This window comes from Streptomyces sp. ICBB 8177 (genome assembly GCF_003144095.1).
Taxonomy (GTDB): domain Bacteria; phylum Actinomycetota; class Actinomycetes; order Streptomycetales; family Streptomycetaceae; genus Streptantibioticus_D.
Genome location: NZ_NSKH01000024.1, coordinates 118,450 through 134,252 on the forward strand (window position 1 = coordinate 118,450; position 15,803 = coordinate 134,252).

General features: G+C 74.7%; 18 protein-coding genes and 1 pseudogene. 13 read left to right on the forward strand and 6 right to left on the reverse strand.

All coding sequences use genetic code 11. From position 1 onward, the window contains the following. Nucleotide 1 precedes the first annotated feature (1 nt). The 4 genes from CK485_RS29895 to CK485_RS26740 are packed head-to-tail and all read left to right on the forward strand — an operon-like array spanning nucleotide 2 to nucleotide 5,503. Nucleotides 2-1,348, forward strand: a complete 1,347-nt coding sequence (locus CK485_RS29895; RefSeq protein WP_241968630.1) for a teichoic acid transporter — start codon at nucleotides 2-4, stop codon at nucleotides 1,346-1,348. Further along, nucleotides 1,345-4,299 carry a glycosyltransferase family 2 protein gene (locus CK485_RS29900; protein ID WP_241968631.1) on the forward strand — a complete coding sequence of 985 codons (2,955 nt, stop codon included), beginning with the start codon at nucleotides 1,345-1,347 and terminating at the stop codon, nucleotides 4,297-4,299. The genes CK485_RS29895 and CK485_RS29900 overlap by 4 nt, the downstream gene beginning before the upstream one ends. Further along, nucleotides 4,299-4,682, forward strand: a complete 384-nt coding sequence (locus CK485_RS26735) for a hypothetical protein (protein ID WP_109454513.1) — start codon at nucleotides 4,299-4,301, stop codon at nucleotides 4,680-4,682. The genes CK485_RS29900 and CK485_RS26735 overlap by 1 nt, the downstream gene beginning before the upstream one ends. After that, nucleotides 4,679-5,503 (forward strand): polysaccharide deacetylase family protein, encoded by an 825-nt coding sequence (locus CK485_RS26740; protein ID WP_109454514.1) that lies wholly within the window; start codon nucleotides 4,679-4,681, stop codon nucleotides 5,501-5,503. Before CK485_RS26735 ends, CK485_RS26740 begins: the two co-directional genes overlap by 4 nt. Nucleotides 5,504-5,551: 48 nt before the next feature. Here CK485_RS26740 and CK485_RS26745 read toward each other — a convergent pair whose 3' ends face one another. Next, complete coding sequence (locus tag CK485_RS26745) at nucleotides 5,552-6,388, reverse strand: glycoside hydrolase family 16 protein (protein WP_158288250.1); 837 nt, start codon at nucleotides 6,386-6,388, stop codon at nucleotides 5,552-5,554. A gap of 225 nt (nucleotides 6,389-6,613) precedes the next feature. Here CK485_RS26745 and CK485_RS26750 point away from each other — a divergent pair, with 225 nt between their 5' ends. Together CK485_RS26750 and CK485_RS26755 are read left to right on the forward strand one after the other, a co-directional pair. Then, a complete protein-coding gene (locus CK485_RS26750) occupies nucleotides 6,614-7,846 on the forward strand; it encodes an ATP-grasp domain-containing protein (RefSeq protein WP_109454516.1) in 1,233 nt (410 codons plus the stop codon). An 80-nt stretch (nucleotides 7,847-7,926) separates the two neighbouring features. Further along, a complete protein-coding gene (locus tag CK485_RS26755; protein ID WP_109454517.1) occupies nucleotides 7,927-9,153 on the forward strand; it encodes an aromatic acid exporter family protein in 1,227 nt (408 codons plus the stop codon). 46 nt (nucleotides 9,154-9,199) lie between these two features. Here the strand turns inward: CK485_RS26755 and ligD are convergent, their stop codons facing one another. Then, the gene (gene ligD / locus CK485_RS26760; protein ID WP_109454518.1) at nucleotides 9,200-10,093 is read right to left on the reverse strand and encodes a non-homologous end-joining DNA ligase; all 894 of its coding nucleotides are present in this window, start codon (nucleotides 10,091-10,093) and stop codon (nucleotides 9,200-9,202) included. A 241-nt stretch (nucleotides 10,094-10,334) separates the two neighbouring features. Between ligD and CK485_RS26765 the strand changes: the two genes are divergently transcribed. Further along, a complete protein-coding gene (locus CK485_RS26765; RefSeq protein WP_109454519.1) occupies nucleotides 10,335-10,652 on the forward strand; it encodes a DUF3040 domain-containing protein in 318 nt (105 codons plus the stop codon). A gap of 4 nt (nucleotides 10,653-10,656) precedes the next feature. Here the strand turns inward: CK485_RS26765 and CK485_RS26770 are convergent, their stop codons facing one another. Beyond that, entirely contained in the window at nucleotides 10,657-10,941 is a 285-nt protein-coding gene (locus CK485_RS26770; protein WP_109454520.1) for a hypothetical protein, read from the reverse strand. Nucleotides 10,942-11,137: 196 nt separating this feature from the next. On the opposite strand from CK485_RS26770, the gene CK485_RS26775 reads away from it, so the two are divergent. Both CK485_RS26775 and CK485_RS29180 read left to right on the forward strand, forming a co-directional pair. Beyond that, entirely contained in the window at nucleotides 11,138-11,494 is a 357-nt protein-coding gene (locus CK485_RS26775; protein ID WP_109454521.1) for a PRC-barrel domain-containing protein, read from the forward strand. Nucleotides 11,495-11,531: 37 nt separating this feature from the next. Continuing rightward, nucleotides 11,532-11,702, forward strand: a complete 171-nt coding sequence (locus CK485_RS29180) for a DUF2207 domain-containing protein (protein WP_146214592.1) — start codon at nucleotides 11,532-11,534, stop codon at nucleotides 11,700-11,702. A 42-nt stretch (nucleotides 11,703-11,744) separates the two neighbouring features. Here the strand turns inward: CK485_RS29180 and CK485_RS26780 are convergent, their stop codons facing one another. Then, nucleotides 11,745-12,209 (reverse strand): MarR family transcriptional regulator, encoded by a 465-nt coding sequence (locus tag CK485_RS26780; protein ID WP_241968632.1) that lies wholly within the window; start codon nucleotides 12,207-12,209, stop codon nucleotides 11,745-11,747. A gap of 337 nt (nucleotides 12,210-12,546) precedes the next feature. Between CK485_RS26780 and CK485_RS26785 the strand changes: the two genes are divergently transcribed. Beyond that, nucleotides 12,547-12,921, forward strand: coding sequence for a hypothetical protein (locus tag CK485_RS26785; RefSeq protein ID WP_109454523.1), 375 nt, complete (start codon nucleotides 12,547-12,549; stop codon nucleotides 12,919-12,921). Nucleotides 12,922-12,948: 27 nt separating this feature from the next. Here CK485_RS26785 and CK485_RS26790 read toward each other — a convergent pair whose 3' ends face one another. Further along, complete coding sequence (locus tag CK485_RS26790; protein WP_109454775.1) at nucleotides 12,949-13,182, reverse strand: chaplin; 234 nt, start codon at nucleotides 13,180-13,182, stop codon at nucleotides 12,949-12,951. Nucleotides 13,183-13,377: 195 nt separating this feature from the next. Here CK485_RS26790 and CK485_RS26795 point away from each other — a divergent pair, with 195 nt between their 5' ends. From CK485_RS26795 to CK485_RS26805, 3 genes are all read left to right on the forward strand, one after another. Continuing rightward, the gene (locus CK485_RS26795; protein ID WP_241968633.1) at nucleotides 13,378-14,340 is read left to right on the forward strand and encodes a helix-turn-helix domain-containing protein; all 963 of its coding nucleotides are present in this window, start codon (nucleotides 13,378-13,380) and stop codon (nucleotides 14,338-14,340) included. Further along, complete coding sequence (locus CK485_RS26800) at nucleotides 14,337-14,783, forward strand: VOC family protein (RefSeq protein ID WP_109454524.1); 447 nt, start codon at nucleotides 14,337-14,339, stop codon at nucleotides 14,781-14,783. Before CK485_RS26795 ends, CK485_RS26800 begins: the two co-directional genes overlap by 4 nt. Nucleotides 14,784-14,933: 150 nt before the next feature. Then, entirely contained in the window at nucleotides 14,934-15,599 is a 666-nt protein-coding gene (locus CK485_RS26805; protein WP_109454525.1) for a transcriptional regulator, read from the forward strand. A gap of 19 nt (nucleotides 15,600-15,618) precedes the next feature. Here CK485_RS26805 and CK485_RS26810 read toward each other — a convergent pair. Next, nucleotides 15,619-15,803, reverse strand: a pseudogene (locus CK485_RS26810) (hypothetical protein); the annotation flags it as partial.

Below are 15,803 nucleotides of genomic sequence, written 5' to 3' on the forward strand. Positions count from 1 at the left end.
GATGGCCTCGCGCACCGCTCCCCCGGCGCCGCCGCACGGCACCACGCCCGCGCGCTCCCGCCCGGCCGCGCTGCGCGGGCGGGTGCGCGCCGCGCTGTCGTACGAGCCGCTGCTGCGCAACGGCCATGTGCTGACGCTCAGTTCGCTGATGACCGCGGGGCTCGGCGCGATCTTCTGGGTGCTGGCCACTCACTGGTACAGCGCGGCGACCGTGGGCCGCAGCTACGCGGCGATCGCCGCCGTGTCGCTGCTGGCGGGCGTCGGACAGCTCAACCTCGCCGACGTCCTGGTGCGGTTCGTCCCCACCGCGGGACGCCACACCCGCCGGGTGGTGCTGCGCTGCTACGCGGCGGCCGCGGGGTGCACCGCGCTGGTGGCCGCGTTTTTCCTGCTGGTGGCTCCCGCCCTCACCCCGGGGCTCGACTTCCTGCGCGGGCCGGTGGCCGGGCCCTGCTTCGTGGCCGCCACCGCCGGGTACGCGCTGTTCATCCTCCAGGACGGCGCGCTGACCGGTCTGCGCCGCACCCACTGGGTGCTGGGCGAGAACGCGTTGTTCGCCGTCGTCAAGACCGCGCTGCTGCCGCTGGCCGCCGGTCTGGTGTTCGCCTCCGGCATCCTGCTGTCGTGGGCCGGGGCACTGGCCGTCTCCCTGGTGGTGACCAACGCCTATCTGCTGCGGTACGCGGTGCCCGCGCACGAGCGCGCCGGCCCCGAGGGCGGCGCGCCGCCGGCCCGCCTGCTGGGGTACGCGGCCGCCGACTACGTGGGCGCGTTCTTCCGGCTCGCCGCGTACAACGTGGTGCCGCTGCTGGTCCTCGACGAGTTGGGGGACGCCCAGAACGCCTACTTCTCGATCGCCTGGGTCATCGCGTACACGCTCTACCTGGCCGCGTACAACATGGGCAGCTCGCTCGTCGTGGAGGCCGCGCACGCGCCGGAGCGGCTGGCCGAGCAGGCCCACCGGGTGCTGCGGCACTGCGGCGGGCTGCTGGTCGTGGGCGTGGCGGCGCTCTGGTTCTGCGGGCCGTGGCTGCTGTCGTTCTTCGGCGCCGCGTACGCCCGTGAGGCGACCGGGCTGCTGCGGCTGCTGGCGCTGTCCGCGTTGCCCAACCTGCTGCTGAACGTGGCCATCGACGTGGCGCGGGCCCGGCGGCGGCTGGCATGGGCGGTGGCCCTGCAGGCGGTGCTGTGCGTGCTGGTGCTGGGGCTGACCGCCTGGCTGCTGCCCGTGATGGGACTGAACGGGGTCGGCGTGGCGTGGCTGGTGACCGAGTCCTGCATCGGCCTCGCGCTGCTGCTCACGCTGCCGCGCTGGCTGCCGCTGCCCGCGAGGAGGCGGTCGTCGTGACCGCCACCGTGGTCCGGGCCCCCGGCGACGACCGCCCGCGCGGGGTGCGCGGGGCGATCCGGCGGGCGGTCGCCGGGTTGCGCGGCGGCAGGCCCGGGCGGCCGGAGGCGAGGGAGGAAGTCCCGGGCACGCCCAGCCTGACCGTCGTCATCTGCGCGTACACGCTGGAGCGTTGGGACGACCTCACCGACGCAGTGCGCTCGGTGCTGGAGCAGCGCCACCGGGCCGACGAGATCCTGCTCGTGGTCGACCACTGCCCGCGGCTGGCCCGGCGCGCCGCCGCCGAACTGCGCGGCGTGCGGGTGCTGGTGAACGCCGAACGCCAGGGCCTGTCCGGTGCCCGCAACACCGGTGTGGCCGCCGCGCGTTGTGACATCGTCGCGTTCCTCGACGACGACGCGGCGGCCGAACCCGACTGGACGGCGCGGTTGCTCGCCCCCTACCGCGACCCGGCGGTGCTGGGCGTCGGCGGCCTGGTCCGCGCCCGGTGGGAGACCGGGCGGCCACCGTGGTTCCCGCCCGAGTTCGACTGGGTGGTCGGCTGCTCGTACCGCGGCCTGCCGCGCACCCGCGGCGGCGTGCGCAACCTCATCGGCGCCAACATGTCCTTCCGCCGTGCCCACCTGCTCGCCGCGGGCGGCTTCCGCACCGACCTCGGACGGGTCGGCACCCGGCCGCTGGGCTGCGAGGAGACCGAACTGTGCCTGCGTGTCGCCGCCCGCGACCCCGCCTCGACCCTGCTGTACGAACCGGCCGCGGCGGTCCGTCACCACGTGCCCGCCGCTCGCACCACCCGCCGCTACTTCCGGGCCCGTTGCTACGCCGAGGGGCTGTCGAAGGCGGCCGTCGCCCGGCTCGCGGGTCCGCGCCGGGCGCTGTCCAGCGAACGCGCCTACCTGCGCTCGGTGTTGCCGCGCGCCTTCGCCCGCGCGCTGACCCCGGGCTCCGACGCCGGGCCGCGCACCCTGGGGGCGCTGACCACCGGAGTCGGCGCCACCGCGCTCGGCTACGCGGTCGGCCGCCTGCGCCGCCCGCGCCCCACCTGGCCCGGCGAGCAGGCCCGACCGGTCTCCCGGGCGGGGCGGTTCGCCCGCGTCGCGCTGCCGCTCGCGGTACTGCTGTGGCTGGTCTCGCTGCGCCACGTCGACCTGGGCGCGATGCGCGACCTGGGCCTGGTGCAGGTGCTGCCGGTCAGCTACTGGGCCGGGCTCGTGGTGCTGGCGGCAGGGTTCTGCGCCGCGCTGCGCGACCGCCGCACCTCGGGCTGGACGTACGCGGCCTTCGTCCTGGTGCTCATCGCGTTCCTGCACGCCACCCCCGCGCTGCTCTATCCCGAACTGCGCTACGCCTGGGCCTGGAAGCACGTGGCGGTCACCGAGGAACTGCTGCGCCACGGCGCCATACCACCGTCGTTCGGGCCGCTGGCGGTCTACGCGCAGTGGCCGGGGTTCTTCGCCCTCAACTACCTGGTGCTGCGTGGCACCGGGCTCGCCTCACCGCTGTCGTACGCATCCTGGTGGCCGGTGCTGACCAACGTCGCCCTCATCGCGCCGCTCCTGCTGCTGTACCGGTCCTTCAGCCGCAGCCGCAGGCTGGCCTGGGGCGGGGTGTTCGTCTTCTTCTGCTGCTCCTGGGTAGGCCAGGACTACTTCTCGCCACAGGCGTTCGCGTACGTGCTCTACGTGTGCGTGATCGCGCTGGTGGTGCGGCGGCTGCCGAGGCCCTGGGCGTCGCGGGCCGCGCCGGCCGTCGCCTACGCGGGCGACGCGGTGGCCGCCCGGCACGCCCGCTCCCGCACCGACCGCCTGGGCCGCGCGGTGGGCCGGGGCGCGCAACGGGCACCAGGGGCGGGCTGGCTGCTGGCCCTGGCCCTGCCGGTCGCCGCCATCGTCTGCTCGCACCCGCTGACGCCGGTGATGCTGATCGGCACCCTGCTGGCGCTGGCGATACCGCGCCGCAACCGCCGCGTGGTGCTGCCGGTCCTGCTGTCGGCCACGGCACTGACGCTCGCCTGGGACGCGACCGAGGCCCGCTCCTACCTGTCGCAGAACTTCCACGCCATGCTGCTCGGCCTCACCCAGCCGGAATCCAACGCCGGTTCCGGCCTGCTCGGGCTGACCGGGGTCTCCACCGGCCAGGTCGCGGTGGCCTGGGCCGACCGGGCGCTGTCCGGCGGCGTCCTGCTGCTCGCGGCGCTCGCGCTGCTGCTGCGTCCGGCGCTGCGCCGCACCCCGCTGGCCCTGCTGGCGCTTGCGCCACTGCCATGGGTGGTCGCCAACAGCTACGGCGGCGAGATGATCTTCCGGGTCTACCTGTTCGCGCTGCCCGCGACGGCGTACGCCACCGCGACGCTGCTGCTGCGTCCGGCGCTGACCACCGCGGCCAGGGCCGGGGCCGTGCCGCGCGGCAGGCTGGGGCGGGTGCGCGGGGCGAGCGTGCCCGTGCTGGTGGTCGCGCTGCTGGCGGCGCTGTCGCTGGCGTACTACGGCAAAGAGGACTCCAACTACTTCACGCCTTCGGAGACCGCCGCGGCCCGGTGGCTGTACGCGCACGCGCCACGCTTCTCGCTGATCGTCGCCGCGTCCGACAACTTCCCGTACGCGTACACCGATTACGGCTACCACGACCGGCTGTGGCTGGACGAGGCGGCGCCGGTCGACCAGCGGCTGCTGCTGCGCGACCCGGCCGGCGAACTGCGTGTGCTGACCGGCGGCGGAGCCGTCCGCCCGGTCTACCTGATCCTCACCCGGGCCCAGGAGGCCCAGGTGACCTCGACCGGTGCGCTGCCCCCCGGCACCGTGCCCAGGATCGAGAGCGCGCTCGCCGCCGATCCGGCGTCCTACCCGGTCCTCTACCGCGGCTCCGACGCGATCGTCTACCGCGTCCTGCCCCCGGTGGCACCGGGTGGCGCGCCGGGGCACGGGACCGGCGGCTCACCGGGAGGTCCGTGATGCGTCCCGCCACGCGTCCGCTGCTCGCCGCCGCCTGCTGGATCGGCCCGGCCGCGATGACGCTGCCCGCCGGATCCGGGCTGCGGATCGCCGCCGTGACGCTCGCCGTGCTGACGGTGCCCGGCGCGGCCGTGGTGCTGCGGATGGCGCCGGAGCGGACCGCGGCGGGCCCCGATCCGGTCGGCAGGCGCACGCGCGGGCTCGTGCTGACCGTCGCGGTGAGCCTGGCGTACGCGGTGCTCGCCGGCCAGGTGCTGCTGCTCCTGGGCCGGTTCGCCCCCGAGCGCGCCCTGATGGCCGCGGCGGCGCTCGGCACGCTGGTGGCGCTGTGGCCCGCCCGGCACGGCACGGCCGCCCGCAGCGGACAGGGGGCGGGAGAATGACCCCGGTGCCCGTCTTCCTGTACCACGCGGTGACCGACGATCCGCCCGGCTGGATCGCCCCCTACTCGGTCACGCCCCAAGTCTTCACCGAGCAGTTGGACCGGATCGCCGACGCGGGGCTGACCGTCGTCCCCCTGCGACGGCTGGTGACCGCGCTGCGCGGCGGGACCCGGCTGCCGCCGCGGTCGGCCGTGCTGACCTTCGACGACGGATTCGCCGACTTCTACTGGACGGTCACCCCGCTGCTCACCGACCGCGGCCTGCCCGCGACGGTGTACGTCACCACCGGCGCCGTGCACACCCCCGGCACCGGGCCCAACGGCAGCCTGCTGCCGCCCGCCGACATGCTCAACTGGCGGCAGATCGGCACGCTGGACACCTTCGGCTTCGAGATCGGCGACCACACCGTCACCCACCCCCAGCTGGACACCCTCTCGGCCCGGCAGGTGTGGCACGAGGTGTTCGACAGCAAACGCAGGCTGGAGGACGCCCTGACCCACCCCGTGTACTCCTTCGCCTACCCGCACGGCTACTCCAGTCCCTCGGTGCGCCGGGCGGTCCGCGAGGCGGGCTACACCTCGGCGACCGCGGTCGGCAACGCGTTCAGCTCCACGACCGACGACCCGATGCGCGTCGCCCGGCTGATGGTGCGCTCCGACACCACGGCCGAGGCCTTCACCCGCTGGACCCGGTGCGCGGGCGCCCCCGTCGCCCCGCTGCACGAGTCGCTGCGCACCCGGGGCTGGCGGATGTACCGCAGGGCGCGGGCGATGACGGGGCGGCCGGTCGGCGGCCCGCCCGGCCCGAACACGTTGAGGTGAAGCCCTTGCGCGGCACGTCATTTGACGTCCCGTCAGCCACTTGCGTCCTCAGTGCTGCCACACGCCCACCCAGCCGACCGACATCTCCGCCGAGTCGACGCCCCGCGGCGGCGGTGACGGGTAACCGACCGCCAGGGTGAGCAGGACCTCCATCGGCACGCGGGGGATGCGCGGCGCCGCGGTCACCCGGAACCGGGGCGTGCCGTCCACGTACCAGGTGAGCGACGCGGGCTCCCAGTCGAGGGCGAAGACGTGGTAGCCGGCGGGGAAGTCCACCGGACCGTAGCGTCCGGCCGCGGACTGCTCGGTGCCGTCGGGCCCCTTCCAGTGCGTGGTCATCCGCACCGTGCTGGTGCTGCCGAGACCCTCGGCGACGTCGAGCTCGGGCGGTGTGCGGCGGGAGGCGGGCATGAGCCAGAAGGCGGGGAGCATGCCGCCCTGGGACGGGATGCGCACGGCGGCGGCGAAGTAGCCGTAGGTGAAGGTGGCACGCGGCCTGGCGTTCCAGGAGTCGCGGCCGGTGGAGACCATGCCGGAGGTCCACGGGTAGGTGTGGCCGTCCGTGCCCTTGGTGGTGCGCCGCTGCGCGGTGAGGGTGAGCTTCCCGCCGCCCACGGCGACCTGGCCCGGCAGGTACCACTGGAGTTCGTGGTTGGTGCTGTTGGTGCAGCCGCCGCGGTTCCAGTCGTAGCAGGTGGCCCACTTCGCGGCGTCGAGCCTGCTGCCGCCGAAGTCGTCGGCGAACACCCGGTGCCAGTGCCCCGGGGCGGCAGGGGCGGACGGCACCGGCGGGGCGGTGGCCGCGGGAGCCCCGCATCCGGCGGCGACCACCAGCAGGCAGGCCGCCAGAGCCCGGGGCACGTACCGCGCGCGTCGCACGCTCACCGCCGCCGGCGCACCGCGGTCACGCGTGGCGTCGAGGCACCGGCGCGCGTGGTCATCGCCATCAGCCGTCCTCCCCTGCTTCCGCTGGACACACTGTGCGGGGGCAGGAAAATCCTCCCGCAACGCGGCGGGTGGCGCGACCTGCCGGGGCCACCGCTAGCGGCGGGCCCGTGGGCCACGGAGAATCGTGCTGACGGGAGGCCGCCGCTCCGGATCGAGGCCGTCATGCACGACTGCGCGCCCAGTCTTGACCCCAGGGTTCCGGCGCTGCTGGTGAAGGTCGGCCGCTATCCGCAGCACCACGGCGCCGTGGGGGCCGCCCGCAGCCTGGGACGGGCGGGTGTGCCGGTGTACGCGATGGTCGAGGACCGCTACACCCCCACCGCGCTGTCGCGTTACGTCACCGGTCGTTTCGTCTGGCCGACCAGCGGGCTCGAACAGCCCGGGCAGCTGGTCGCCGCGCTGGTGATCATCGGCCGGGCGATCGGGGTCCGCAGCGTCGCGGTGGCCACCGACGACGAGGCGGCCGTGCTGCTGGCCGAGCACGCGCCCCGGTTGTCCGAGCACTTCCTGCTGCCACCGGTACCGCGCGACCTGCCGCGCAGTCTGGCGGGAAAGGCGGCGCTGTACGAGCTGTGCGTGCGGCACGGCGTCCCGGCGCCGCGCACATGGGCACCGGCCGATCACGGGGAACTGCTGGCGGTGGGCCGGGAGTGGGGCTATCCGCTGGTGCTCAAGAACCGCGACCCGTGGACCAGGCTGAGCGACCCGGCGGTGCCCGGCACCGTCCTGGTGCGCAGTGAGGCCGAACTGCTCGCCCGCTGCCCGCACGAGGCGCGCGCGCCGCTGCTGGTCCAGGAGTACCTGCCGGAGCGCAGTTGCGAGGACTGGATCACCCATCTGTACTGCGCGGCGGACGGCGCGGCCCGGGTGGTCTTCACCGGCGTCAAGGTGCGCTCCTGGCCGCCGAGCGCCGGGGTCACCACGCGGGCCCGCGCCGTCGCCAACCCCGAGCTCGCAGCGCTGGCGATCCGGCTGTGCCGCCGCATCGGCTACAGCGGTGTCGCCGACCTCGACTGGCGGCTGGACCTGCGCGACGGCCGCTACAAGCTGCTCGACTTCAACCCGCGCACCGGGGCGCAGTTCCGGCTCTTCGAGTCGGAAGGCGGAGTGGACGTCGTGCGCGCGCTCCACCTGGACCTGTCCGGCCGCCCGATCCCGGTCTCCCGGCAGGTGCAGCCGAGGTCGTACGCGGTGGGCCAGCTGGACCTGCCCTCCGCGCTGGTGTGGGCGGCCCGTGAACACCGGCTGCCCGAGTCGTTCCTGCCCCGGCGGCACACCGAACGGGCCTGGCTGTGCCGCGACGACCCGGTGCCGGCGCTGGCCGAGGCGGTGCGGTTCACCGGCACGGTGGCCGGCCGGCTCGCTGCCGAGTGGCGGCGGCGGGCGCGGGCGTGAGGGACGGCCGGGCGCGGAAGTGACGGCGCACCCGGACGGCGGGGGCGCCCGGGCGGTACGGAGGGGCGCCGGGGGGATATATGACCACAGTGCGCGCTGTTCCCTCCCGCCTCGTCGGGCTCATCAAGCGGCGGAACGAACCGGTCGTCGTCCAGCTGATCCGTTCGACCGTCGCCGCCGTGATCAGTTATGTCGTCGCGCTCAATCTGGTCAGCTACCCGAGACCGCTGACCGCGCCGCTGACCGCGTTGCTGGTCGTCCAGGTCACCCTCTACACGACACTGACGACCGGCGTGCGCCGGGTGCTCGCGGTGGTCGCGGGGGTGCTGATCGCGGTCGCGTTCAGTGAGCTGTTCGGGCTCAGCTGGTGGAGCCTGGGCCTGATCATCCTCACCTCGCTGCTGATCGGCCACGCCATCCGGGTGGACGAGTTCGTGGCCGAGGTGGCGATCAGCGGCATGCTCATCCTGGGCGTCACCGGCCCCGGCAACCAGGCGCTGGACCGGGTGGAGGAGACCCTGATCGGCGCGGTGGTGGGCGTCGCGCTCAACACGGTCTTCGCTCCCCCGGTGTTCGTGCAGACGGCCGGCGAGGCGGTGGAGGAACTCGCCGACTGGATGCGCCGGTTGCTGCTGCGCATCGGGGAGGAGCTGCGGCGCGGGGCCAGCGCGCAGGAGGCCGCGTCCTGGTTGCAGGAGGCCCGCACCCTGGACAACGAGATCGCCCGGTTCGACGAGTCGCTGCGCCGGGCGGAGGAGTCGACCCGCTTCAACCCGCGGGTGCGGCAGGGCGCGATGGCCCGGCTGATCCTGCGCAGCGGGCTGGACACCCTGGAGGTGTGCGCGGTGGTGATGCGCACCCTGTGCCGCTCGCTGCGCGACCTGGCGCAGAACGTGGAGCAGGACGAGTCGCTGTACGCGGGCGAGATCGCCGACGCCCTCGACCAGCTGCTGATCCACGTGGCCACCGCGGTGGACAGCTTCGGCAGGCTCATCACCGCGCAGGTCACCGCAGGCGCCGAGCGCGCCGAGGAGGAGCTCGCGGAGGCGCTGCACCGCGGGCGGGAGGACCGCCACCGCATCTCCGAACTGCTGCGGGAACGCAGCGAGCGGGAGTGGGAGAGCTGGGAGCTGCACGGCGCGTTGCTGGCCAACATCGACCGGCTGCTGAACGAACTCGACGTCGAGCGGCGGTCGCGCTGGCTGGCCTCGCAGATCGGCGCCGACGAACCGGTGCCCGGTTCACTGGTCACCCGGCTGCGCAGCGGTGCCCGCTCGGCGTCCCGGCGACTGCGCCCGAGCCGGTGAGGCACCCACCGTAACGGGGGCTGGGACGGCCGGCGCGGGGGCCTTCTCAGGGCAGGGCGACCGGATCGCCGAGGGCGTCGAGCAGGTCGCCGTGCCGTTCGACGCGGTCGAGCACCTCGCCGGGGGTGAAGACGAGCCGCCCCGGATCGCGGCAGGCCGCCACCTCGTCCCAGGTGACGGGTGCGGCGACGGCCGGGCGGTCCTTGAGCCGCAGGGTGTACGGGGCGGCGGTGGTCTTGGCGGTGGCGTTCTGCGACCAGTCGATGAAGACCCGGCCCGGCCGGGCCGCCTTCGCCATCACGGCGGTCACCCGGCCCGGGTCCTGCGCGGCGAGGCGTTCCGCCAGCTTCTTGGCGTAGCCGCTCACCACGCGCTGCGGGGCGGGCTCGACGCACGCGTACAGATGCAGGCCCTTGGAGCCGGAGACGACCGGGCACGCGGTCAGCCGGTCGCCGTCCAGTTCCTCACGCAGCCGCAGCGCCACACGGCAGCAGTCGGTGAGGTCCGCGCCGGTCCCGGGATCGAGGTCGAAGACCACGCGGTCGTGCGCGTCCGGACCCGCGTCGGCGGTCCACTGAGGCACGTGGACCTCGTACGCGCCGAGGTTGGCCACGGCCACCAGCGAAGCGGTGGAGTCGACCACGACGTACGGCGCCGGGCCCTCGCTGCCGGTCACCTCGACGGTGCGCACCCATTCCGGCAGCCCGGCGGGCGGCGTCTTGGCGTACCAGCGCTGCCCGCCCGGCCCCTCCGGCGCACGCACGAAGGACGCGGGGCGCCCGGCGGTGTGCGGCACCATCACCGGGGCGATCCGCGCGTAGTACTGGAGGGCGGCGGCCTTGGTCTCCCCGGTGCGCGGGAACAGCACGCGGCCGAGGTGGGTGAGGACCAGGCGGCGCCCCTCGACGTCCACGGCCTGGCGGTCGGTCGGCTCTGACATGGGCGGGAACCCCGTTCGGTGCTGTGCGCTTCCCTTCGGATGCTAAGGGCCTCGGCCGCCCTCGGCCCGCCGGTGGGCGGCGGCTTTCCGGCATCGGGCGGACCACCCTCTTTCGGCCGTGTGTCGGTGCTTGATCCGCGCCGGGCAGGGGCACACAAGGGATAAGGAAGACCGAGGTCCGGTCCCTCCCCGCCCCGGCGGGCCGACGCGGGCCCTTGGGCGGCGGAAGCGGGTGAGAGCCATGGCTCTGTCGGAGAAGGAAGACCGGCTGCTGCGCGCCATCGAGGCGACGCTGGTGGCAGACGATCCGGACTGGGCCCGGCAGTTCGCCGACTCCCGTCCGCTCCGGCCGCGTGGCGCCGACCCCCGCGGCGGTCTGCTGCGCGGCCGGGTGCGTCCCCGGCACCTGGTCTGGGCGCTGCTGCTCACCGGCTGGGTGGCGATGCTGCTGCTCGGTCTGGTGCTGGGCTCCACCGGGCTGACGCTGGCCGCCGTCGGCATCCTGCTGTGGGGCCCGCTGGTCTGCGTGGTGGCCGGGTCGTACCGCTCGTCGCCCTAGCCCGTCAGCCGGAGGGCAGCTTGGCGCGCACGGCGTCCACGTAGTCGTCGTAGCTGGCGGCGACGTCATCGAGGTCGACCAGTTGCGGGAGTTCGTCCGCCGACTTCTTCTCCCGCAGGAAGTCCATCGTGGCCTCGATGACCCGGCGCTCGTCGCGGGCGCCGGCTTTCAGGTCCGCCATGACCCGATCGGTGGCCTGGAAGCGCGACTCCACCACCTCGGAGCGGTGGTGGACCCGTACCAGGTACTCGTGGCCGCCCAGCGGTTCGATATCGCACTGATCCGACATGGACCGCGCATACCCGGCCTCCCGGGCTTCATGCTCTCCGCACCGCCGGGCCCACCGCGTTCGGGCCGGCGCCGCCGTCGAGCGCCCGTACGAGTGGCACGGCGGAACGGCAGGCCTTAGGAGGGTACGACCGGGTAGGTAGACCGGAAAAGCCGGAAAAGGAGGGCGCCTGCCCTCGGGAAGAGAGCGCGCAGCGATGTTCGAGGCCGGAGACATCCGCGAGTGGCGCGGACACGACGTGGTCGACGACAGCGGCAAGAAGATCGGCACCCTGGAATCGGTCTACGTGGACACCACGACCGACCTGCCGTCCTTCGCCACCGTCACCATCGGCATGCTCAAGGGCAAACGCCTCGCCTTCGTCCCGCTGGCCGGGGCGACGGTCGGACCCGGGTACCTGAAGGTCCAGTTCGACAAGAGCCTGGTCAAGGACGCCCCCGCGATCGACACCGACGGCGAGCTGCCCGCGCAGGACGAGGAAGCCGTCTTCAAGCACTACCAGCTGCCCTACCAGCCGGGCAGCTCCGGCGAACGCAGGCTGGCCCGGCGCTGAGCCGCCCGGCCGAACAGGCTCCTAGGAGGAACCCGGGATGGCACTCTTCCTGCTGATCGTCCTGGTCGCCATCGCGCTCGGCATCGTCGGCGCGGTCGTCCACGGACTGCTGTACCTGCTGGTCATCGGCGTGATCGTGTTCCTGCTCAACCTGGTCTTCTTCGGCCTGCGCCTCGGCCGCAGAACGCACCGCAAGCCGAGCCGCTGAGCTGAGCGCCGGGCCCGGTCGCGGGCGAGCCGGAGGGTGCTGTCAGCCGCCCTCCGGCTCACCCGCGAGTGCCTCCAGGACCGGGAGCGCGGCCAGGAGCGCGTCGCGCTGCCGCGGGGTGAGTCCGGCGGCGCGGTCGGCCAGCAGCTGGGAGCGCTCGCGCCGGATGTCGGCGATCATCGCGACGCCGCTCGGGGTGATCCCGATCAGCCAGGACCGTCCGTCCTGCGGATCCGGCGCCTTGCCGACCAGCCCCGCGGCGGTCAGCGGCGCCAGCGTCCGGGTCATCGAGGGGGCGGCGACGCCTTCCCTGGCGGCCAGCTCCCCCAGCCGCAGCGGGCCGAACTGCTCGATCCTGGCCAGCGCCGAGACCTGGGCGAAGGTGAGGTCCTGTCCGGCGGAGGCACGGACCATCTGCCGGTTGAGCCGGGCGATCGCCAGCCGCAGGCGGGAGATCACCGCCGGATCCAACGCGCCGGCCGCCGCCGGGGCACTCCGGTCGGTCATGGTGGTGCCGGCCCTCCTCACGTACGACCGCCGACGGACGTTCACGGCGGCGTGCTGCACCCTCCACCGTATCCGGCACGGGGGCCCGACCCGGACGGACGTTCGCCGGACGGGCGCGGTTCCGCCATGAGTCCACGGCTGACGCACCGCCATCTCACGACCGCCGCTCCGGTGGCATGTCCGGGGCGGCGGGGGTGGCGGGCGGTGCGTCAGTCTCCCGTCGGCACACGCCCTCGATCAGGTGGGGCTTGCCCCCCGGGCGGGTGGCGGCGGCTCCGGCGACCGCCACGACCGCAATACGGTGCTCGCCCGTACTCCGCCCGAAGGACGTCTGCCCGTGACCAGCGCTCACCTGTTCCGTTCCGCCCGGCTGCCGGGGGCGGCCGTCGCCTTCGCCGCGCTCGCCCTGGGCGCCCTCGGCCCGTCCGCCCCGGCGCGGGCGCTGGTCCCGGCCGCCGCCGGCTGCGCGGCGGCCCGGCTCGACGTGGACGCCAACTCCGGCTGGGCCCAGATCGTGGCCTCCGCCCCGGTGGTCCGCCAGGACCCCACGGCCGACTCCGAGTCCCTTGGCACGCTGCGCCGCTGCGCGCTGGTGCCGTTGCGCTACCGCACCGAGGGCGGCGGCGGCCGCCAGTGGTACCGGCTGGACGACCGCGCCGGCTGGGTCAGCGACCAGGCCCTGCACGTACTGCGCCCGGCACCGCACATCTGAGGCGGTGCCGGGCGCGAGGCGCGAGCGTCAGCGGTTGGCGCAGCTGTTGCCGAACGCCGGGTTCAGCAGCGCGATCAGGTTGACGCTGTTGCCGCAGACGTTGATGGGAACGTCGACCGGGACCTGGATCACGTTGCCGGACAGGACGCCGGGCGACCCCACCGCGGCGCCGCCCGCCCAGGAGTCGGCCGAGGCGACACCGGCGGTGCCGACCAGGGCGAGCGCGGCCGCACCGGCGACGACGAGTGCCTTACGGATCATGACGGTCTCCTTGAGGGAGAGGACGGATCGTGTCGACCGCATCCTTGTCCGCTCCTCGCGCCCTCCGGTGGCCCGCCACGCGGTGGAACGCCGCAACGACCCGCGAAGACCACCCGCACAGAGCACCCGCCGGCGCACGGACGGCCCCGCCCGCGCGGCCGGGCAGGTGTCGGTGGCGGTGCCGATACTGGAGGCGTGGACAGCCCGGACAGCGTGGTGAACGAGTACGCGCAGGCCCGCCCGGCGCCCCCGCTGCGCCCGTACGTCGCCTGGTACAGCGGCTACCGCCAGCGTGGTGTGGCGCCCGCCCGCCACCGCGGGCTGCCGTCGCCGTACCTGACGGTGATCTTCACGCTGGACGAGCCGCTCACCGTGGCCGCCCACCCCGACGCCCGGCAGGCGGCCCAGACATACGACGCGCTGGTCGGCGGGCTGCACACCACGCCCGCGCTGATCACGCACGCGGGGGCCCAGTCCGGCGTCCAGCTGGCGCTGGGCCCGCTCGGGGCGCGGGTGCTGCTGGGGCTGCCCGCGGGTGAGCTGGGCGGCCTGGACCTCCCGGCGGACGCGGTGCTGGGCCGGTTCGCCGGCGAGGTGTGCGACCGGCTGCGGTCGGCGGGCGACTGGCGCGACCGGTTCGCCGTGCTGGACGCGGCACTGCTCGCCCGGCTACGGCCCGACCGCGCGGTCTCGGAGCCGGTGGCGCGGGCGTGGCGGGCGCTGCTGCGCGGAGGCGGCGCGGTTCCGGCCGGGGCGCTGGCGTCCGAGGCGGGCTGGAGCGGCCGTCATCTGGCCGACCGGTTCCGCGCGGAGATCGGTCTGACCCCGAAGGCCGCGGCCCGGGTGGTCCGCTTCGACCGGGCGCGGCGGCTGCTGGCGGCCAGGGCGGCGGCGAGCGGCTCCGTGCGCGGCGTGGACGACGGGCTGGGGCTCGCCGCGCTGGCCGCGGAGTGCGGGTATTTCGACCAGGCGCACATGGCCCGCGAGTTCCGCGCCCTCGCGGGTTGCCCGCCGAGCCGGTGGCTGGCGGAGGAGTTCCGAAACGTCCAAGTCACCGAGGTGCTGGGGGCGGAAGGCTGGGAGGACGAAGGGCCGGCGGGACCAGGACAGTGGCCCGCCGCCACCGACCACGACCCCGAGGAGGCCAGGTCCCCATGACCGACACCGCGCACACCACGCAGGACGGCGCCGCCGCAGCCGCACCGCCGCCGCAGGTCTGGCCGACGCTGCGGGCCACCGACGCCCCGGCGCTGATCCGCTTCCTGGTCGAGGCGTTCGGCTTCCGGGAGACGGCGGTCTACGAGGACGGCGGCCTGGTCGTGCACGCAGAGCTGAGCTGGCCGCTCGGTGGCGGCGTCATGCTGGGCTCCAGCCGCGGTTCCGGCCCGGACGAGGAGTGCGGCCTGCGGCCCGGCGTCTTCAGCGCGTACGTCGTCACCGACGCGCCCGACGAGCTGTGCGCCAGGGCCAGGGCGGCGGGCGCCGAGATCGTCGCCGAGCCGCACACGACCGACTACGGCTCCCGCGACTTCGCCGCCCGCGACCCGGAGGGCAACCGCTGGTCCTTCGGCACCTACGCGGGGGCGCCGCGCAAAGCCTGAGCGCGGGGGCGCGGAGACCGGCCCGCGGGCCCGCGTCGCCGCGCCCACGTCGCCACGGACTGAGCCGCGCGCCGAACCCGCCCGCCGCCGGGCCCGCCGTGAGACCGTGGCGGAAGGGGCGGCTCCACGGCCAGAAGGGATGGGCGGGCGATGACGCGTGCCGCACGTGAGGTACTGGACACCGCCGCCGCTGGGACGGTCCCGGACGAGGACGAAAACCGCCTCGTCCCGCGCGTCGTCGGCGGCACCGCGCCCGTCGAGGCGCTGGCCGTGTTCGCGATGGAGCAACGGCACGTCATCGACTCCGACCGGCGCGCCTTCCTGCGGCTGGCCGAGCGTTCCGCGGGCCGTCCGGCGACCGCGCGGTTCTTCGCCTCGCTGGCGGCCGGCGAGACGCTGGCCGCCGAACGGCTGACCGCGCTCATCGAGGCCCTCGGCCTGGACGACGAGACCGTCCGCGACCACCAGCCGCACCCGGGCTGCCAGGCCTATCCGGCGTACGTGGCCTGGCTGGCGCTGAACGCGGAGCCGGTGGACGCCGTGGTGGCGCTCAGCGCGAACTTCGCCGCCTGGGGCCGCTGCTGCGCGGCCGTCGGACGGGCCCTGCGGACCTCGTACGGCTTCTCCGATACGGCCTGCGGCTTCTTCGACTTCTTCGCGGAACCGGCGCCCGCGCTCGAAGCGCAGGCGCTGGAGGCCGTTCAGGAGGGACTGGACGGCGCAGGTCTGAACACCGGTGAGGCCGACCGCTACGCGCGACTGGCTCAGGCGTACGAGCTGATGTTCTGGAACACGCTGGCGGACCTGTCCGGTTGACGGGCCTGCCGGGACGGACCTACGGCGCGCCCGCCGCGATGGCGGCGACCACGACGGCGTGCAGCGTCTCGATCCCCTCGGGCGGTACGGGGAAGGGACTGCCCGCGAGGGCGTGCCAGTCGTCGGCCCCGGCGCGCCGCACGCTGACCTCGGCCCGCCCGTCGCGCAGCGCGGCGGTCACCACGGTGAGGTCCCCGGTGAGGG